We start from the raw sequence: 17,815 nt of genomic DNA on the forward strand, positions 1-17,815 counted from the left end.
TCGCGCGGGGCGGGACTTCCCGCCTTTGCGCGGGCGGCCCCCGCCGCCTACCATCGGGCCTTTCCGTCCGGAGTCCCGATCCATGCCGCGCACCGCCCTGTTGACCCTGTGCCTGCTCGCCGCGCTGCCCGCGGTCGCCGACGCCCGCGGCCTCGAGGGCCGCGACCTGGCCGCGATGGAGCGGGTGAGCTCGCCGACCCTCTCGCCCGACGGCCGGCACCTGGTCTTCGCCCAGCGCAGCATCGACCTCGAGGCGAATTCCGGCACCTCGGCGCTGTACGTGCGCAACCTGGTGACGCGCGACCTCGCGCCGCCGAAGCGGCTGACGCCCGAGGGCTGGAGCGTCAATTCGCCGGCGTTCTCGCCGGATGGCGCCACGGTCTACTTCCTCAGCGCGAAGCACGGCTCGCAGCAGCTCTACGCGATCCCGCTGGCCGGCGGCGAACCGCGGCAGCTGACCGGCTTCGCGACCGACGTCGGGACCTACCACGTCTCGCCCGACGGCAGCCGCATCGCGTTCAGCGCCGGCGTCTTCGGCGACTGCGGCGCGGACTTCGCCTGCACGAAGCAGCGCATGGACGCCCGCAAGGAGTCCAAGGTGTCCGGCGTGGTCTACGACCAGCTGTTCGTGCGCCATTGGGACACCTGGGCCGATGGCACCCGCAACCGGCTGTTCGTGGCCACGCTTCCGGGGAAGGGCGCGAAGCCGGTCGCGGAGGCAACCGCGGTCAGCGGCGCGCTCGACGGCGACGTGCCCGGCCGGCCGTTCGGCGGCGCCGAGGACTACACCTGGGCGCCCGACGGCCGCAGCCTCGTCGCCAGCGTCAAGGTCGCGGGGCGCGAGGAGCCGTGGTCGACCAATTTCGACCTCTATCGCCTCGACGCCGCCGGCGGCACCGCACCGGTGAACCTCACCGCCGACAACCAGGCCTGGGACGCGGGTCCGGTGTTCAGCGCCGACGGTGGCACGCTGTTCTATCGCGCCATGAAGCGCCCGGGCTTCGAGGCCGACCGCTACGCGCTGATGGCGCTGGACCTGGCCACTGGCGAGCGCCGCGAAATCGCCCCGGACTGGGACCGCTCGCCGAGCAGCCTGCAGCCCTCGGCCGACGGCCGCGCGCTGTACGTGGCCGCGCAGGACACCGGCGAGTACCCGCTGTTCCGCGTCGACGTCGCCACCGGCGAGGTCACCAAGCTGGTCGACGGCGGCAGCGTGTCCTCGTTCGAGGTCGCGGGCGAAACCCTCGTGTTCAGCCGCAACGCGATCGACACCGGCGACGTCATCCACGTCGCCTCGCCGGACGGGCAGGGCGTGCGCGCGATCACCCCGACCGCGGCCGAGCGCCTGCCGGACGTGGACTTCGGCGCCTTCGAACAGTTCAGCTTCAAGGGTGCCAAGGGCGACACGGTGCACGGCTACGTGGTCAAGCCCTGGAACTTCGAGGAGGGCCGCCAGTACCCGGTCGCCTTCCTGATCCACGGCGGCCCCCAGGGCAGCTTCGGCAACGGCTGGAGCTACCGCTGGAACCCGCAGACCTACGCCGGCCAGGGCTATGCCGTGGTGATGATCGATTTCCACGGCTCCACCGGCTACGGCCAGGCCTTCACCGACGCGATCAGCGGCGACTGGGGCGGTGCGCCGCTGGAGGACCTGCAGAAGGGCTGGGCCGCGGCGCAGCAGCAATACCCCTTCCTCGACGGCGAAAAGGCCTGCGCGCTGGGCGCGAGCTACGGCGGCTACATGGTCAACTGGATCGCCGGCAACTGGAACGGGCCGTGGAAGTGCCTGGTCAACCACAACGGCGTGTTCGACACCCGGTCGATGGGCCTGGTGACCGAGGAGCTGTGGTTCACCGAGTGGGAGAACGGCGGCACCGTCTTCGACAATCCGGAAGCCTACGAGCGCCACAACCCGGCGCGCCACATCGACAAGTGGCGCGTGCCGATGCTGGTGGTGGCCGGCCAGAACGACTTCCGCGTGCCGATCGACCAGAGCCTGTCGACCTTCACCGCGCTGCAGCGCCAGGGGATCGAGTCGAAGTTGATGTACTTCCCCGACGAGAACCACTGGGTGCTGAAGCCGCAGAACAGCGTCTTCTGGCACGACACCGTCAACGCCTGGTTGAAGCGGCACATCGGCCAGTAAGTGTCCCGGCGCGCGGCCGGCGAGCATGCCGGCCGCGCTGTCGTTTCCGCACGTCCCCTTTCCCGCCCCGCACACAGGAACACCATCGATGGCCTACGCACCCGCCGCGCCCGAAGCCCCTGCCGAAGCCGCGGCCATCGACGCCCTCGACCCCGTCGGCGCCGCCGCCGCGGTCGAGACGGCCGCCCCGCTGCTCGCCAACGACATCGTGGTCTTCGGCCTGATCGCCGCCACCCTGGGCATGATCTTCTGGCTCGCCTCGGGCCCGACGCCGTTCTGGAAGAAGTTCTTCGCCTGGGTACCGGCACTCCTGCTGTGCTACTTCGTGCCGGCGTTCTACAACACCGCGGGACTGATCGACGGCGAGGGCAGCGCGCTCTACCACCTGGCCAGCCGCGTGCTGCTGCCGGCGGCGCTGGTGCTGCTGACGCTGTCGATCGACCTGAAGGGCATCCTCAAGCTCGGGCCCAAGCTGCTGTTCGTGTTCTGCGCGGGCACGTTCGGCATCCTGCTCGGAGCAGTCGTCACCTTCCAGGTGCTGGAGTGGGTCTGGCCGGCCGCGGTCGCGGGAGATACCTGGAAAGGCATGGCCGCGCTGTCCGGAAGCTGGATGGGCGGCGGTGCCAACATGGTTGCGATCCGTGAGATCTACGAGGTCGACGCCACCCTGTTCGGGCAGTTCGCCGTGGTCGACGTGGCCATCGCCAGCCTGCTGATGGCAACGCTTCTCTTCCTCGCCAACCGTGCAGACGCCATCGATGCGCGCAGCGGGGCCGATACGAGCGCGCTCGACGAGATGAAGCACCGGATGGCGGCCTACGAGGCCGCGAACGCCCGCATTCCCACGCTGTCGGACCTGATGGTGATCATCGGCTGGGCCTTCGGCATCGTGGGCCTTTCCCATGCCATCGCGGAGCCGGCATCGGCCTGGTTCAAGGCCAATGCGCCATGGTCCTCGCAGTTCAGCCTCGACGCGCCCTTCGTGTGGGTCGTCGTGCTGTCGACCCTGGGTGGCCTGCTGCTGAGTTTCACGCGCGTGCGGCGGCTCGAGGATGCGGGCGCGTCGCGCGTCGGGACGGTGTTCCTCTACTTCCTGATCGCGTGCATCGGCATGCAGATGGACTTCATGAAGCTTGCCAACCGGCCGGAGCTGGTGGTGATCGGATTGATGTGGATGTCGATCCACGTCGCGGTGATCTGGTATGCCGCTCGTCTGGTCAAGGCACCGCTGTTCTACTTCGGCGTGGGCTCGCAGGGCAACGTCGGCGCCGCGGCCTCGGCACCGGTGGTCGCGGCGGCGTTCCATCCCAATCTCGCCCCGGTCGGTGTGCTGCTCGGGACCGTGGGCTACGCCACCGGCACAGTACTCGCCTATGGCCTGGGCCAGGTGCTGAGGATCATGGCGGGGGCTTAGCCTGCTACCGGATCAGCAGCAGCGGAACCCGCCGCGCCCGCCGTAGCGGGCCTCCTGCCGCTCCCGGAAGAAGGTCGGGTAGTCCATCGGCTCCCGGTCCGGGTGCTTCTCCAGCACGTGGCGCACGTAGTTGTCGTAGTCGGGGATCCCGCAGCAGAGGCGCGCGGTCTGGAGGACCCTCCGCCACACACGTTTGTGGGTGGCGAAATGGTCCAGCGGGACCAGCGCGCCGGCCATCAGAGCCAGACCTTCTGCTGTTCGTCGGTCAGCGCCACGTAGGCCGTCTCGCGATCGCTGCGCGCCGGGTTCGCGCGCGCCTTGCGCACCGCGCTGACCGAATAGAACAGCACTGCCAGCACCACGAACATGAAGAGCGCGGTGAGCCCGGCGTTGACGTAGTTGTTGAACATGATCTGCTGCATGCCGCCGAAGTCCTTCGAGGGTGCGATCAGTTCGCCGGCGTTGATCGCCGCGCGGTACTTGTTCGCCTGGGCCAGGAAGCCGACGCCCGGATTGCTGTCGAAGATCTTGATCCAGCCCGCGCTCAGCGTGCAGGCCAGCAGCCACACCGTCGGCACGATCGGCACCCAGGCGTAGCGGTCCTTCTTCATCTTGAACAGCACCACGGTGCACAGCATCAGCGCGATGCCGGCGAGCATCTGGTTGGCGATGCCGAACAGCGGCCACAGCATGTTGATGCCGCCCAGCGGATCGGTGACGCCCTGGTAGAGGAAGTAGCCCCACAGCGCGACGCAGCCGCCGGTGGCGATGAGGTTCGGGCCCCAGGACTCGGTCCTGCGCATCGCCGGCACGAAGTTGCCGAGCAGGTCCTGCAGCATGAAGCGCCCGGCGCGGGTGCCGGCGTCGACCGCGGTGAGGATGAACAGCGCCTCGAACAGGATCGCGAAGTGGTACCAGAAGGCCATCATGCCTTCGCCGGGGATCACGGCGTGGAAGATCTGGGCGATGCCCACCGCCAGCGTCGGCGCGCCGCCGGCGCGCGAGATGATCGAGGCCTCGCCGACGTCCTCGGCGGTCTTCAGCAGCACGTCCGGTGTGACGGTGAAGCCCCAGCTGGACACCACCTGGGCCACGGCGGCCGGGTCGGTACCGATGATCGCGGCCGGGCTGTTCATGGCGAAGTACACGCCCGGGTCGATGATCGAGGCCGCGACCATGGCCATGATCGCCACGAACGATTCCATCAGCATGCCGCCGTAGCCCAGATAGGGTGCGTGGCGCTCGTTGGCCATCAGCTTCGGCGTGGTGCCCGAGGCGATCAGCGCGTGGAAGCCCGAGACCGCGCCACAGGCGATCGTGATGAACAGGAACGGGAACATCGAGCCCTTCCACACCGGGCCGGTGCCGTCGGTGAACTGGGTCAGCGCCGGCATCTGCAGCAGCGGCATCGTGATCAGGATGCCGATGGCCAGGCCGATGATCACGCCGATCTTGAGGAAGGTGGAGAGGTAGTCGCGCGGCGCCAGCAGCAGCCACACCGGCAGCACCGCGGCCACGAAGCCGTAGCCGATCAGCATCCAGGTGATCTGGGTGCCGGTGAAGGTGAACGCCGGGCCCCAGGTCGGGTGTTCGGCGACGCTGCCGCCGAACCAGATCGCCGCCATCAGCAGCACCAGGCCGATCACCGAGATCTCGCCGATCTTCCCGGGCCGGAGGTAGCGCATGTAGATGCCCATGAAGATCGCGATCGGCATGGTCGCGATCACGGTGAACATGCCCCAGGGACTCTCGGCGAGCGCCTTCACCACGATCATCGCCAGCACCGCGAGGATGATGATCATGATCAGGAAGGCGCCGAACAGCGCGATGGTGCCCGGGATCCGGCCCATCTCCTCGCGCACGAGGTCGCCGAGCGAGCGTGCGTCGCGGCGGCTGGAGACCACCAGCACCATGAAGTCCTGCACCGCGCCGGCCAGCACCACGCCGACGATCAGCCACAGGGTCCCGGGCAGGTAGCCCATCTGCGCCGCCAGCACCGGGCCGACCAGCGGGCCTGCGCCGGCGATCGCCGCGAAGTGGTGGCCGAACAGCACGTGCTTGTTGGTGGGGACGTAGTCGAGGCCGTCGTTGTGGACCATCGCCGGCGTGGCGCGGCTGGCGTCGAGGTTGAACACCCGGTCGGCGATGAAGCGCGCATAGAAGCGGTAGGCGACCAGGTAGATCGAGACCGCGGCCACCACGATCCACAGCGCGTTGATCGATTCCCCGCGCCTGAGCGCGATGGTGCCGAGGCAGAACGCGCCCAGCACTGCCAGCGCCGCCCATGCGACCTTGCCGATTCCACCCTTCATGACACGCCCCGTCCGGTAGTTGGGATCAGGGTCGCTTCTACTCCGATCACGGTCAATCGCCAATGCTGCGCTGCGGCGAGACTCCGGCTAAGACTTTGGTCGTAGGCGTGGAACGGCGGTCAGAGCCAGCGGACCTTGCGCAGGTAGCTGTACAGCAGTGCTACCACCAGCACCACCGCGCCCACCAGCACCGGATAGCTCCAGCGGCCATGCAGTTCGGGCATGTGGACGAAGTTCATGCCGTACCAGCTGGCGATGAGCGTCGGCGCCGCGAGCAGCGCGGCCCAGCCCGCCAGGCGCTTGACCACCTCGCCCTGGGCCAGGGTCACCAGCGCCTGGTTGACGCCCAGCGCGGTGCCCAGCATGTCGCGCAGCAGGTCGACGGCATCGGCGGCGCGGACGGAATGGTCGAGCACGTCGCGCAGGTACAGGCGCACGTCGCCGGATACCAGCGCGCCGCCGGTGCGCACCAGCTGCGACAGGACGTCCTGCATCGACGTCACCGCCACGCGCATGTGGGTGAGCTCGCGCTTCAGGTCGTACAGGCGGCGGATGGTGCCGCGGCGGTAGGTCTCGCTGAAGACGTCCTGTTCCAGCGCCTGCAGGGTGGCGCTGAACTCGTCCACGATCGGCAGGTAGTTGTCGACGATGGCGTCGAGCACCGCATACAGCCCGGATGCCGGACCCAGCGCCATCAGCGTCGGATCGCGTTCGAGCCGGGTGCGGGCCGGGGCATAGGACAGCGAGTGTCCGTGGCGCACCGTGACCAGGTAGCGCGGACCCAGGAAGGCGTGGGTCTCGCCGTGGCGGATGCGTTCGCCGACCACCTGCACCGTGTGCGCGACCAGGAACAGCGAGTCGCCATAGGCCTCGAGCTTGGGCCGCTGGTGCGCCTTGTGCGCGTCCTCGATCGCGAGGTCGTGCAGGCCGAACTCCTCCTGCAGCTTCTCCAGCACGCCTTCATCGGGCTCGTACAGGCCGATCCAGACGAAGCTGCCGTCGTCGACGGCGAGGACGTCGCTGATCGCCTCGAGGTCGATGTCGCGGCGCCGACCCGCGCGGTCGTAGGCCGCGCAGTTGATCACGCTGGGAGGCAGGCGGGGCGCGCGCTCGTCGCTCATGCCATCACTCCGTCGCGCGCCGGACGCGCGGGTGGAGGGCGGCCGCCAGGGCCAGCTGCAGCGGCAGCAGCAGCGCCACCCAGTGGCCGTTGCGCTGCGACTGCAGCGGCATCCACAGCAGGAACGGCGCGACCACCGCCATCGCCGCCACGACCACGAGTACCGCCCCGAACAGCCGGCCGCCGGCGCGTCCGCGGGCGATCCGCCAGGCGCCGGGCAGCAGCAGCAGGCACAGGGGATTCAGCAGCAGCAGGTTGTGGTTGGCCCAGCCGAAGCGGTGCGCGGTGCCGAACCAGATGTAGAGCAGCAGCGCACCGGCCAGCGCGCACAGCGCCCACGCGGGCAGCGCCATCGCGGCGACGGCGCGCGGTCGCCGGCGCTGTGTCCACGCGGCGGCCGCCAGGGCCAGGCCGGCAAGCAGCCAGGGCCACCATGCGACGGGTCGCGGCTCCGGCTCGGGCCCGAGGCGATGCGGCAGCAGCACTTCTTCGCTGGCCACCAGCGGCCGGCCGTCGGCCAGCTGCATCTCGCGCAGCGACTGGGCCAGCCGCATCGGCACGAAGGCGTCGTCCCAGAGTGCGTTGGGGTGGTCCGATGCCGGTCCGAGGCCGACGTCGAAGCCCAGCGCCATCAGCGGGTCCGGACGCGCCAGGCGCACCGCCTCGCTGCGGAAGGTATTGCCCTGCGAGCGGCCCTGCAGCCGGCGCGCCAGCGCGCCGTCCAGGGCGGCGTCGATGGCGTCGCGCACGCGCGTCGAGCAGTTGTCGGTGAAGTAGTCGTAGGTGTAGGCCGCGTTTTCCGGCAGCGCGTTCCATGCCAGCCGGGCGGCGAGTGCGGTGGCGGCCCCGTCGTCGAGGTCGAGCCACTGGATCGAGACGCCGCGGCCCACGCTCTCGTAGTAGGCCAGGTCCTCCGCGAAGGGCAGCACAGCCAGGCGGTAGCGCATCTCGCCGCGCAGGAAGCGCAGGTGGAAGTCGGGCTCGGACGGGTCGAAGAAGCCGAAGTTGTAGGACAGCGGCGGGCCGGCGGCCGGGTCGTCGACGACGATCGCGTTGTGGCCGAAGCGTTCGAAGAAGATCTCGCCCGGCTGCATCGTGGCCACGCCGATGCGCGGGGCGGCCAGCGCCGGCAGGCAGGAGACCAGCAGGGCCAGCAGGGCCAGCGCGGCGAGGGGGTGCCGGAGCACCGGGCGCGGGCCGCGTCCCGGGGTCAGGGCCATCGGCGCGCGGCGGCTTCAGTCGCCATGGATCGACAGGTGCAGCGCATGCAGCCGGCGCGCGTCGGCGCTGGCGACGCGGAAGCTGAAGCGTCCGAGCGTCAGCTCCTCGCCGGCTTCGGGCAGGTGGCCGATGGCGGCCGTGACCAGGCCCCCGATGGTGTCGTACTCGTCGTCGTCGAAATCGGCGCCGAAGCGCTCGTTGAAGTCGTCGATCGGGGTCAGGGCGTCGACCACGTACTGGCCGTCGGCCTGGGCGGCGATCAGCGCCGCGGGGTCCTCCGCTTCGTCGTGCTCGTCGTCGATCTCGCCGACGATCTCCTCGAGCACGTCCTCGATGGTGATCACGCCGGCGACCCCGCCGTATTCGTCGATCACGATCGCCATGTGGTTGCGCGACTGGCGGAACTCGCGCAGCAGCACGTTGAGCTTCTTCGACTCGGGAATCAGCACCGCCGGGCGCAGCAGCTCGCGCACCGTGCCCGGGCCGTTGTCGGCGACCACGCCGCGCAGCAGGTCCTTGGCCAGCAGGATGCCGAGGATCTCGTCCTTGTCCTCGCCGTGCACCGGGAAGCGCGAGTGGCCGGACTCGACCACCTGCTTCATCAGGTCGATGAAACGCGCCTCCACGGGCAGCGAGACCATCTGCGAGCGCGGGACCATCACGTCGCCCACGGTCATGTCGGAGACCGCGATCGCGCCCTCCATCATGCGCAGGGTGTCGGCCCCGATCAGGTCATCGGCCTGGGCGTCGCGCAGCAGCTCCACCAGGTCGTCGCGGGTGCCGGGCTCGCCGGTGATCGCCGAGCTCAGGCGCTCGAACCAGCTGCGCCGCCGTTCCGGACCGTCCGGCGCGGCGCTGTGACTACTGTCGTCTTCGGGCATTGCGGTCATGTCAGCGCCCCGGGCGGGGCGACCCGGGCAGTTTACAGCGGCGCCGCCGCGCCCGCTGGCACGACGCGGGACGACCGCGTGGCGGGGGCCGACGGCGGCGCCGGACTCGGCCCACGCCGCGCCTGGCGGGTTCCCGTTGCCATGGTGGGGTGCCGGCCGGATGCGCGGTCGCGTCCGGCTCGCGAGGATGGCACCGGGCCCGCAGGATGCGGCCCCCGCGCCGCGGCGCGGACACGCCACCGGAGGACCAGACCATGCCTGCCACCCGCATCCGCTCCATCCTGCCCGCGACGCTCGCCCTGCTGTCGTGCGTCGCGCCTGCGCACTCCGGGGAACCGGCCGAGCGCGGACCCGTCTTCGTCGACGCTTCCGCCTATCTCCGGGCCGAGGCGGACATCGAAGCCTGGTTCATGCTCCGCCGCCAGCTGGCGCGGAATTTCGACGACATCTGCGGGGATACCTTCTGCGAAGGCGAGTACACCAACATCCAGGCGCTGCGCTACGTGTGTTCGGTGCAGCGCGTGACAGGCCGGATCGGCCAGTGCGCCTGGAGCTTCGCGGCCAGCGAGGAGTCCGTGGATCCACGCCGCGGCCACATCACCTCGGACGCACCCGCCTGGCTGTGCGCGTCGCCCCTGGAGCCCCGCACGACCATCGAGGCACTGCTGGATGCGCTGCAGGGCGAAGAGCCGCTGTATGCGACGCTGCCTGGGAGCGGGCGGACGCTGTTCGATGGCCTGGTCGACTGCCTGTGAGGCACCGGCGGTCGGGCCGGCCGGCAGCGGCTCAGCCTTCGCGGTAGGGATCGTCGATCCCGAGTCCGGCCAGGATCTCGCGCTCCAGCTGCTCCATGGCGTCCGCCTCCACGTCGTTGCCGTGGTCCCAGCCCAGCAGGTGCAGGGTGCCGTGGACGGTCAGGTGGGCGTAGTGGGCGGCCAGCGGCTTGCCCTGCTCGCGCGCCTCGCGGGCGACCACCGGCGCGCACAGCACCAGGTCGCCGAGCAGCGGCAGGCGCACGCCCTCCGGCAGGCCCTCGGGCAGGTCGGCGGGGAAGCTCAGGACGTTGGTGGCGTAGTCCCGGCCGCGGTAGTGGCGGTTGAGGGCGCGGCCCTCCTTCGCGTCGACCAGGCGGATGGCGAGGTCGGCTTCACGGATGCGCCCGGCCAGCGCCGCGGCCACCCATTTGCGGAAGCTCACCGCCGCCGGGACGCCGGCGCGGGGGAGGGCGTAGCCGACGGAGACGTCGAGGCGGACGGGACCCTGGGTCATGCCCGCCAGTCTACGCCGGACCGGTCGGGGCGTCCTTCGCGTCGCGGCGGTCGTAGGCGTTGACGATCTTCGCCACCAGCGGATGGCGCACGACGTCGCGCGACTCGAAGAAGGTGAAGCTGACGCCGTCGACGTCGCGCAGCACCTCCAGCGCGTCGCGCAGGCCGGACTTCGTGGATTTCGGCAGGTCGATCTGGGTGAGGTCGCCGGTGACCACGGCCGTGCTGCCGAAGCCCAGCCGGGTCAGGAACATCTTCATCTGCTCGATGGTGGTGTTCTGCGCCTCGTCCAGGATCACGTAGGCGTCGTTGAGGGTGCGCCCGCGCATGTAGGCCAGCGGCGCGATCTCGATGACGTTCTTCTCCAGCAGCTTCAGCACCTTCTCCACGCCCAGCATCTCGTACAGCGCGTCGTACAGCGGGCGCAGGTAGGGATCGACCTTCTGCGACAGGTCGCCGGGCAGGAAGCCGAGCTTCTCGCCAGCCTCCACCGCCGGACGCACCAGCACCAGGCGCTGCACGCGGGACTCGTTGAGCGCCTCGACCGCGCTGGCCACGGCCAGGAAGGTCTTGCCGGTGCCCGCCGGGCCGATGCCGAAGTTGATGTCGTGGGTCGCGATCGCGTGCAGGTACTTCTGCTGGTTCGGGCCGCGGCCGCGGATGGTGCCGCGCTTGACGCGGATGGCGACCGTCTGCGGCACGAAGTCGGGATCACCGCCGCGCCCGGGGCCGGGCGTGGCCGGTGCCGCGGCATCCGCCTGCACCGCGCGCGAGGCGTTCACGCGCAGGTTGATCGCGTGTGCGTCGAAGGTTTCGCTGGCGGATTCCTCGTACAGGTCGCGCAGCAGGCGCTCGGCTTCGTCGACGCGCCCGGCATCGTCGCCGCGCACGCGGAAAACGTTGCCGCGGTTGGCGATCTCGACGCCGAGCGCCAGTTCGATCTGGCGCAGGTGGGCATCGAAGGGGCCGCCGAGGTTGGCCAGCCGCTCGGTGTCGGCGGGCTCGAGGCTGAAGTCACGCTGGTGGGAACTGGACATAGGCGGGCAAGGGTAGCGCGGCCGGCGCGTGCTGCGTGCACGCGGCCTCCACGTTGCGGGCGGCACGCGTGCGGGTCAGGCCCCTCGGTCCGGCCGGACGCGGCGCAGGCCGCGCAGGACCAGGACCAGTCCGGCAGCGCCCAGGAGCACCGAGCCGCCGAACCAGATCCAGCCGACGGCGCCCGCGGCGCCGGCGTCACGCACGAGGTACAGCCAGGCACGGGCCAGGCCGAGCGCGGCCAGGCAGCAGAGCCAGAGACCCAGCGGATCGACGCGGCGCCTGCCGGTGGATGGTGTCGGGTGCTGGTCCGGCGCCACGTCGCGCGGACCTCAGTCCGTGGCCGGCGATTCGGCCGTGGCCATGCGGCCGCGCAGCGAATTGCTCAGCGCCCCGGTGATCACCACGTCGACGAACTGCCCCACCAGGCGCGGATGCCCGGCGAAGTTCACCGGGCGCATGTTCTCGGTCTTGCCGGTGAGTTCCTCCGGGTTCCTGCGCGAGGGCCCGGTCACCAGCACCTTCTGCACGCTGCCGACCATCGCCCGCGAGATGCCGGCCGAATATTCGTTGATGTGCGCCTGCAGCCGCGACAGGCGCGCGTGCTTCACCTCGCTGGACACGCTGTCCTCGAGGTCCGCGGCGGGCGTACCCGGGCGGCGCGAGTAGATGAAGGAGAACGACTGGTCGAAGCCCACGTCCTCGATCAGCTTCATGGTCTTCTCGAAGTCGGCATCGGTCTCGCCCGGGAAGCCGACGATGAAGTCCGAGGAGATGGAGATGTCCGGGCGCACCGCGCGCAGCTTCCTGATTTTCTGCTTGAACTCGAGCGCGGTGTAGCCGCGCTTCATCGCCGACAGGATGCGGTCCGAACCCGACTGCACCGGCAGGTGCAGGTAGTTGGCCAGCTGCGGCACGTCGCGGTAGGCCTCGACCAGCGAGTCCGAGAACTCCAGCGGGTGCGAGGTGGTGAAGCGGATGCGGTCGATGCCCTCGATCTCGGCGATGGTGCGGATCAGCAGGCCGAGGTCGGCCGTCTCCCCGCCGTCGCCCCCATTCCCTTCGGAAGCGATGGGCCCGCGGTAGGCGTTGACGTTCTGCCCCAGCAGGTTGACCTCGCGCACGCCCTGGGCCGCGAGCTGCATCACTTCCACCAGCACGTCCTCGAAAGGCCGGCTGACCTCCTCGCCGCGGGTGTAGGGCACCACGCAGAACGAGCAGTACTTGCTGCAGCCCTCCATGATCGAGACGAAGGCGCTGGGGCCCTCCGCCCGCGGCTCGGGCAGGCGGTCGAACTTCTCGATCTCGGGGAAGCTGATGTCGACCTGGGGGCGGCCCGATTCGCGCCGGCCGCGCAGCAGCTCCGGCAGCCGGTGCAGGGTCTGCGGGCCGAACACCAGGTCGACGTGGGGCGCGCGCTTCACGATCGCCTCGCCCTCCTGGCTGGCCACGCAGCCGCCCACGCCGATCAGGACCGGGCGCCCGCCCTGCTTCAGGGCCTTCCAGCGGCCCAGCTGGCTGAACACCTTTTCCTGCGCTTTTTCGCGAATCGAGCAGGTATTGACCAGGATCACGTCGGCTTCTTCGACGTTCGTGGTGAGTTCAAGCCCGTCGGAGGCCGCCAGCACGTCGGCCATCCGTGCCGAGTCGTATTCGTTCATCTGGCAGCCGTGGGTCTGGATGAAGAGCTTGCCGCGGGCGGGCGGCGCGGGAACGACGGACGCGTCGTCCGGCAGGGTCTGGTCGTGGGTCATGGCGTTCCGGGGCGCGGCGGTGAGTCCGGGCCGGATGGGGGGTGGTCGCGCAGTGTAAACCGCGGGCCGCCGGGCTGGCCGCGGCGGGGGGCGGGGGGCGTTTCCTTGGGCATGGTCACGGTTCGGGGCCTTGGCAAGGCCCCTCCAAGATAGGAGACTGCGCGCGAATGGAGGGGTGGGGATGAATCGCTACGGGACAATCCTGGGGTTCGCCTGGGCGGCGATGATCGGCCTGGCCTGCGTGGACGCGGCCGGTCCCGCCGTGGCCGGCACCATCTACCGCTGCGAGGCCGGCGACGGCGTCACCAGCTATGTCAGCCGCCGCATCAGCGGCGCGAAATGCTCGGTTGCCACCACCTACCGCCCCGGCCGGCCGTCGCGGCCGAGCCAGCCATCGACCACGCCCGGAGCCGTCGGGGCCGCGACCGCGTCCACCGCGGTGGCAGGCTCGCCGGCGTCAATCAACGCGAATGCGCCCTCGACCTTCATGGGCGGCACGACGGCGGGCTCCCCGTCGATCCAGGTGCCGTCGGCGCCCTCGGCCAGCGCCGGCTCGCGGCGTCTGGTGCAGGGCCAGGTGTACTCCTACGTGAAGGATGGCGTGCGCCACTACACCAGCCGCAGGCCCGCGCGTGGCGGCGACGCCAGCGCGGTGCGCACCATTCGCTACAGCTTCTTCGAATCCTGTTACGCCTGCGGCTCGCCGGGCCTCAACTTCTCCAACGTGCGGCTCAACACCGCCGCCTACAACGCGGAGGTCAGGGCGGCCGCGCAGGAGTTCGGCGTCGAGGAGGCGATCATCCGCGCGGTCATGCACGCCGAGTCGGCGTTCAATCCCAATGCCCTGTCCCGCGTCGGCGCGCAGGGGCTGATGCAGCTGATGCCCGCCACCGCCGACCGGTTCGGCGTGGTCAACGCCTTCGATCCGTCGCAGAACATCCGCGGCGGGGTCAAATACCTGGCGTGGCTGCTCAAGCGGTTCAACGGCGACCTGACGCTGGCCGCGGCCGGCTACAACGCCGGCGAGGGCGCCGTGGACCGCCACAAGGGCGTGCCGCCGTACAGCGAGACGCGGCGCTATGTCGAGCGCGTCGGCGTCCTGGCCGACCGCTACCGGGCCCAGCTGGCCGCGAACTGAGCGGGTCCTGGACCGCCGACGTTGTCCCTCGAATCGGCGTTCCGCTACACTTCATCGTCTTTGCGGCGCGTCTCCGGTTACGGAGGCTGCGCGCGCGGCAGCCAGTACACACACAAGCGACCGTAGGTTTTCCGGAGTGGCGATGGGCAACGAAGGGGTTATGGATCCTGTCGGGGAGGGCACGGTCGACAACGGCCGCCGCCGGTTCCTCACAGCCACGACGGCGGTGGTCGGCGCGGCAGGCGTCGGCGTTGCCGCAGTTCCGTTCATCAAGACCTGGTTCCCGAGCCAGCGCGCGCAGCTGGCCGGTGCGCCGGTGACCGCGGACATCAGCGCGCTGGCCGAGGGCGAGCGCATGATCCTCGAGTGGCGCGGCCAGCCGATCTGGATCGTCAAGCGCTCGCAGGCCGTCCTGCAGGCGCTGCCGACGCTGGACGACCAGCTGCGCGATCCGAAGTCGGAGAACGTCGAGCAGCAGCCGGACTACGTCCGCGACGCCAACCCCGAGCTGCGCTCGCTGAAGCCGGAGATCTCGGTGCTCGTCGGCCTCTGCACCCACCTCGGCTGCTCGCCGGAGATGGTCGCCAAGATCGGCCCGGCGCCGTTCGATCCGGAATGGAAGGGCGGCTACTTCTGCCCCTGCCACAAGTCGAAGTTCGACATGGCCGGCCGCGTCTACCAGGGCGTGCCGGCACCGACCAACCTCGTGGTGCCGCCGCACCATTTCGCCGACGACACCACCATCGTCGTCGGCGTCGATCCGCAGGGGGCCGCGTAAGCCATGTCGAACCTGATCGTGCGTACCGCCAACACGGTGGCGGACTGGGTCAACGAGCGCGCACCGGGCATGATGCCCGTGTACCGGAAGCACATGTCCGAGTACTACGCGCCGAAGAACTTCAACATCTGGTACATCTTCGGCGTGCTGTCGATCGTGGTGCTGGCCAACCAGATCGTCACCGGCATCTTCCTGACGATGCACTACAAGCCGTCCGCCGCCGAGGCCTTCGCCTCGGTCGAGTACATCATGCGCGACGTGGAGTGGGGCTGGCTGATCCGGTACATGCATTCCACCGGCGCCTCGCTGTTCTTCATCGTGGTCTACATCCACATGTTCCGCGGGCTCATGTACGGCAGCTACCAGAAGCCGCGCGAGCTTGTGTGGATCCTCGGCATGCTGATCTACCTGGTGCTGATGGCCGAGGCCTTCCTGGGCTACGTGCTGCCCTGGGGCCAGATGTCGTTCTGGGGCGCGAAGGTGATCATCTCGCTGTTCGGCGCCATCCCGGTGATCGGCAACGGCCTGGTCGAGTGGATCATGGGCGACTACCTGCCCAGCGACGCCACGCTGAACCGCTTCTTCGCCCTGCACGTGATCGCGCTGCCGCTGGTGCTGCTGCTGCTGGTGGTGCTGCATATCTTCGCGCTGCACGAGGTCGGTTCGAACAACCCCGACGGCGTCGAGATCAAGAAGGGCCCGAAGGGCAATCGCTGGTCGCCGACCGCGCCTGCCGATGGCGTCCCCTTCCACCCGTACTACACGGTGAAGGACACTTTCTACGTCGGCTTCTTCCTGATGATCGCGGCCTTCATCATCTTCTTCGCACCGGCCTTCGGCGGCTGGTTCCTGGAGCATGACAACTTCACCGAGGCCAACCGCCTGGTGACGCCCCAGCACATCAAGCCGGTGTGGTACTACACGCCCTATTACGCGATGCTGCGCGTGGTCCCGAACAAGCTCGGCGGCGTCCTGGTCATGTTCGGCGCGATCGCGATCCTGTTCCTGGTGCCGTGGCTGGACCGCGCGAAGGTCAAGTCCTATCGCTACCGCGGCCTGATGTCCAAGGTGCTGCTGGGCCTGTTCGCGATCACCTTCATCTGGCTGGGCAAGATCGGTGCCGGCCCGGGCACGGATCCGGTCGAGACCATCGTCGGCCGCTTCCTGACCGCGTTCTACTTCCTGTTCTTCCTGACCATGCCGTTGTGGACGGCGATCGACAAGACCAAGCCGGTTCCGGAGCGGGTGACGACGCATGACTAAGCCCATGACCCTGATCACCCGCGTCGCGGCCTTCGCGGCCTCCATGCTGCTCTCGTTCTCCGCCCTGGCCGCCTCGGGCGGCCCGCTGCAGCACGCCGGTACCGACCTGGGCGACAAGGCCTCGCTGCAGCGTGGCGCCCAGCTGTTCATGAACTACTGCTCGTCCTGCCACTCCCTCAAGTACCTGCGCTATTCGCGCATGGCCGAGGACCTGGGGCTGACCGAGGAGGAGGTCATGGAGAACCTCAACTTCACCGGCGCCAAGTTCGGCGAGCAGATCCTCACCGCCATGCCGGCCGAAGGCGCGGCGGAGTGGTTCGGCACCGTGCCGCCGGACCTCAGCCTGACCTCGCGCGTGCGTGGCGGCGACTGGATCTACAGCTACCTCAAGTCGTTCTACATCGACGAGGAGCGCCCGCTGGGCTGGAACAACACGGTGTTCCCGAACGCCTCGATGCCGAACGTGCTGTGGGAGATGCAGGGCGTGCAGCGCCCGGTCTACGGCAGCACCGACGCCGCCACCGGCGAGCCGACCATCGACCGCCTCGAAGTCGCCCAGCCGGGCAGCATGGACGGTCCGCAGTTCGACCAGGCCGCGCGTGACATCACCGCGTTCCTCGAGTACGCGGGCGAGCCGATCGCGACCAAGCGCGAGGCGCTGGGCGTGTGGGTGATGCTGTTCCTGGCGTTCTTCACCTTCCTGGCATGGCTGCTGAAGAAGGAATACTGGAAGGACGTCCACTGACGGCGACTGCAGGGAACCGGGCAGCCGTCCGCGAGGGGCGGGCGGCGCCAATGCGGCTGGCGGATTCCGGCCGCGGGAGAGTTGTTCGATGATGGCAGCGAGTCCGCGCATGCGTAATGCACTCACGCTCTTTTCCTCGGCCGACGACGTCCTCTGCCACCGGGTGCGGCTGGTGCTCGCGGCCAAGGGCGTCACCTACGACCTGATTACGGTCGACCCCAAGGACCCGCCGGAAGACCTGATCGACCTCAACCCGTACCACTCGGTGCCGACCCTGGTCGAGCGCGACCTGGTGCTGTACGCCGCGAGCGTCGTCACCGAATACCTGGACGAGCGCTACCCGCATCCGCCGCTGATGCCCGTCGACCCGCTTTCGCGCGCCCGGCTGCGGCTGGCGATGCTGCGACTGGAACACGACTGGGTGCCGGAAGTCCGCGCCATCCAGACCGGCACCAAGGCCAACGCCGATGCCGCGCGCAAGCGCCTGAAGGAGCTCGTCGCCACCTCGGTGCCTTTGTTCAAGGCCTACAAGTTCTTCCTCAATTCCGAGATGAGCCTGGCCGACTGCGCCATGGCGCCGATCATCTGGCGCCTCGAGGCCCTGGGCGTGCCGCTGCCCAAGGACGGCAAGGCGATCGAGGACTACGGCAACCGCATCTTCCGCAACCCGGGATTCACGCGCAGCCTCACTCCGCAGGAGCGCAACCTGCGGGAGCTTCCGGCCTGAAGTC

17 protein-coding genes are annotated in these 17,815 nt (G+C 69.5%); 8 read left to right on the top strand and 9 right to left on the bottom strand.

What is annotated here, in order from left to right; translation table 11 throughout:
• The first annotated feature begins 82 nt into the window (after positions 1–82).
• Together H9645_RS13285 and H9645_RS13290 are read left to right on the top strand one after the other, a co-directional pair.
• A complete protein-coding gene (locus tag H9645_RS13285) occupies positions 83–2,146 on the top strand; it encodes a S9 family peptidase (protein WP_191730168.1) in 2,064 nt (687 codons plus the stop codon).
• A 241-nt stretch (positions 2,147–2,387) separates the two neighbouring features.
• Positions 2,388–3,560 (top strand): DUF819 family protein, encoded by a 1,173-nt coding sequence (locus tag H9645_RS13290; RefSeq protein ID WP_425490252.1) that lies wholly within the window; start codon positions 2,388–2,390, stop codon positions 3,558–3,560.
• Between the two features lie 12 nt (positions 3,561–3,572).
• Here H9645_RS13290 and H9645_RS13295 read toward each other — a convergent pair whose 3' ends face one another.
• From H9645_RS13295 to H9645_RS13315, 5 genes are all read right to left on the bottom strand, one after another.
• Positions 3,573–3,797, bottom strand: a complete 225-nt coding sequence (locus H9645_RS13295; RefSeq protein ID WP_191730170.1) for a YbdD/YjiX family protein — start codon at positions 3,795–3,797, stop codon at positions 3,573–3,575.
• Positions 3,797–5,872: a carbon starvation CstA family protein gene (locus H9645_RS13300; RefSeq protein ID WP_191730171.1), complete on the bottom strand. Its 2,076-nt coding sequence runs from the start codon at positions 5,870–5,872 to the stop codon at positions 3,797–3,799. The genes H9645_RS13295 and H9645_RS13300 overlap by 1 nt, the downstream gene beginning before the upstream one ends.
• A 119-nt stretch (positions 5,873–5,991) precedes the next feature.
• The gene (locus tag H9645_RS13305) at positions 5,992–6,993 is read right to left on the bottom strand and encodes a magnesium and cobalt transport protein CorA (RefSeq protein WP_191730172.1); all 1,002 of its coding nucleotides are present in this window, start codon (positions 6,991–6,993) and stop codon (positions 5,992–5,994) included.
• A 4-nt stretch (positions 6,994–6,997) separates the two neighbouring features.
• Positions 6,998–8,212 carry a lipoprotein N-acyltransferase Lnb domain-containing protein gene (locus H9645_RS13310; RefSeq protein ID WP_191730173.1) on the bottom strand — a complete coding sequence of 405 codons (1,215 nt, stop codon included), beginning with the start codon at positions 8,210–8,212 and terminating at the stop codon, positions 6,998–7,000.
• A 15-nt stretch (positions 8,213–8,227) separates the two neighbouring features.
• A complete protein-coding gene (locus H9645_RS13315) occupies positions 8,228–9,094 on the bottom strand; it encodes a CorC family transporter (protein WP_191730223.1) in 867 nt (288 codons plus the stop codon).
• Positions 9,095–9,357: 263 nt separating this feature from the next.
• On the opposite strand from H9645_RS13315, the gene H9645_RS13320 reads away from it, so the two are divergent.
• Positions 9,358–9,858 (top strand): hypothetical protein, encoded by a 501-nt coding sequence (locus tag H9645_RS13320; RefSeq protein ID WP_191730174.1) that lies wholly within the window; start codon positions 9,358–9,360, stop codon positions 9,856–9,858.
• A gap of 31 nt (positions 9,859–9,889) precedes the next feature.
• Here H9645_RS13320 and ybeY read toward each other — a convergent pair whose 3' ends face one another.
• From ybeY to miaB, 4 genes are all read right to left on the bottom strand, one after another.
• Positions 9,890–10,372 (bottom strand): rRNA maturation RNase YbeY, encoded by a 483-nt coding sequence (gene ybeY / locus H9645_RS13325; RefSeq protein ID WP_191730175.1) that lies wholly within the window; start codon positions 10,370–10,372, stop codon positions 9,890–9,892.
• Positions 10,373–10,382: 10 nt separating this feature from the next.
• Complete coding sequence (locus tag H9645_RS13330) at positions 10,383–11,408, bottom strand: PhoH family protein (protein ID WP_191730176.1); 1,026 nt, start codon at positions 11,406–11,408, stop codon at positions 10,383–10,385.
• Between the two features lie 75 nt (positions 11,409–11,483).
• Positions 11,484–11,726 carry a hypothetical protein gene (locus H9645_RS13335; RefSeq protein WP_191730177.1) on the bottom strand — a complete coding sequence of 81 codons (243 nt, stop codon included), beginning with the start codon at positions 11,724–11,726 and terminating at the stop codon, positions 11,484–11,486.
• Between the two features lie 12 nt (positions 11,727–11,738).
• On the bottom strand, positions 11,739–13,160 hold the full coding sequence (gene miaB / locus H9645_RS13340; RefSeq protein ID WP_191730178.1) for a tRNA (N6-isopentenyl adenosine(37)-C2)-methylthiotransferase MiaB: 1,422 nt from the start codon (positions 13,158–13,160) through the stop codon (positions 11,739–11,741).
• A 181-nt stretch (positions 13,161–13,341) separates the two neighbouring features.
• Between miaB and H9645_RS13345 the strand changes: the two genes are divergently transcribed.
• The 5 genes from H9645_RS13345 (at position 13,342) to H9645_RS13365 (ending at position 17,811) form a co-directional block, all read left to right on the top strand.
• Positions 13,342–14,298 (top strand): transglycosylase SLT domain-containing protein, encoded by a 957-nt coding sequence (locus tag H9645_RS13345; RefSeq protein ID WP_425490251.1) that lies wholly within the window; start codon positions 13,342–13,344, stop codon positions 14,296–14,298.
• A gap of 142 nt (positions 14,299–14,440) precedes the next feature.
• Positions 14,441–15,076, top strand: a complete 636-nt coding sequence (gene petA, locus H9645_RS13350) for a ubiquinol-cytochrome c reductase iron-sulfur subunit (RefSeq protein WP_191730179.1) — start codon at positions 14,441–14,443, stop codon at positions 15,074–15,076.
• A gap of 3 nt (positions 15,077–15,079) precedes the next feature.
• Positions 15,080–16,339, top strand: coding sequence for a cytochrome b (locus tag H9645_RS13355; protein ID WP_191730180.1), 1,260 nt, complete (start codon positions 15,080–15,082; stop codon positions 16,337–16,339).
• Positions 16,332–17,084 (top strand): cytochrome c1, encoded by a 753-nt coding sequence (locus H9645_RS13360; protein ID WP_191730181.1) that lies wholly within the window; start codon positions 16,332–16,334, stop codon positions 17,082–17,084. Before H9645_RS13355 ends, H9645_RS13360 begins: the two co-directional genes overlap by 8 nt.
• Positions 17,085–17,175: 91 nt before the next feature.
• Positions 17,176–17,811: a glutathione S-transferase N-terminal domain-containing protein gene (locus H9645_RS13365; protein WP_191730225.1), complete on the top strand. Its 636-nt coding sequence runs from the start codon at positions 17,176–17,178 to the stop codon at positions 17,809–17,811.
• Positions 17,812–17,815 lie beyond the last annotated feature (4 nt).

Origin of the sequence: Luteimonas colneyensis, assembly GCF_014836665.1 — a bacterium.
Classification (GTDB): domain Bacteria; phylum Pseudomonadota; class Gammaproteobacteria; order Xanthomonadales; family Xanthomonadaceae; genus Luteimonas; species Luteimonas colneyensis.

Bases quoted from the DNA above. Each gene is read 5' to 3' on its own strand.
- miaB (WP_191730178.1), bottom strand. From the start codon at position 13,160: ATGACCCACGACCAGACCCTGCCGGACGACGCGTCCGTCGTTCCCGCG.
- petA (WP_191730179.1), top strand. From the start codon at position 14,441: ATGGGCAACGAAGGGGTTATGGATCCTGTCGGGGAGGGCACGGTCGAC.
- H9645_RS13290 (WP_425490252.1), top strand. From the start codon at position 2,388: ATGATCTTCTGGCTCGCCTCGGGCCCGACGCCGTTCTGGAAGAAGTTC.
- H9645_RS13295 (WP_191730170.1), bottom strand. From the start codon at position 3,797: ATGGCCGGCGCGCTGGTCCCGCTGGACCATTTCGCCACCCACAAACGT.
- H9645_RS13345 (WP_425490251.1), top strand. From the start codon at position 13,342: ATGAATCGCTACGGGACAATCCTGGGGTTCGCCTGGGCGGCGATGATC.
- H9645_RS13320 (WP_191730174.1), top strand. From the start codon at position 9,358: ATGCCTGCCACCCGCATCCGCTCCATCCTGCCCGCGACGCTCGCCCTG.
- H9645_RS13305 (WP_191730172.1), bottom strand. From the start codon at position 6,993: ATGAGCGACGAGCGCGCGCCCCGCCTGCCTCCCAGCGTGATCAACTGC.
- H9645_RS13310 (WP_191730173.1), bottom strand. From the start codon at position 8,212: ATGGCCCTGACCCCGGGACGCGGCCCGCGCCCGGTGCTCCGGCACCCC.
- H9645_RS13365 (WP_191730225.1), top strand. From the start codon at position 17,176: ATGGCAGCGAGTCCGCGCATGCGTAATGCACTCACGCTCTTTTCCTCG.
- H9645_RS13300 (WP_191730171.1), bottom strand. From the start codon at position 5,872: ATGAAGGGTGGAATCGGCAAGGTCGCATGGGCGGCGCTGGCAGTGCTG.
- H9645_RS13315 (WP_191730223.1), bottom strand. From the start codon at position 9,094: ATGCCCGAAGACGACAGTAGTCACAGCGCCGCGCCGGACGGTCCGGAA.
- H9645_RS13355 (WP_191730180.1), top strand. From the start codon at position 15,080: ATGTCGAACCTGATCGTGCGTACCGCCAACACGGTGGCGGACTGGGTC.
- H9645_RS13360 (WP_191730181.1), top strand. From the start codon at position 16,332: ATGACTAAGCCCATGACCCTGATCACCCGCGTCGCGGCCTTCGCGGCC.
- ybeY (WP_191730175.1), bottom strand. From the start codon at position 10,372: ATGACCCAGGGTCCCGTCCGCCTCGACGTCTCCGTCGGCTACGCCCTC.
- H9645_RS13285 (WP_191730168.1), top strand. From the start codon at position 83: ATGCCGCGCACCGCCCTGTTGACCCTGTGCCTGCTCGCCGCGCTGCCC.
- H9645_RS13330 (WP_191730176.1), bottom strand. From the start codon at position 11,408: ATGTCCAGTTCCCACCAGCGTGACTTCAGCCTCGAGCCCGCCGACACC.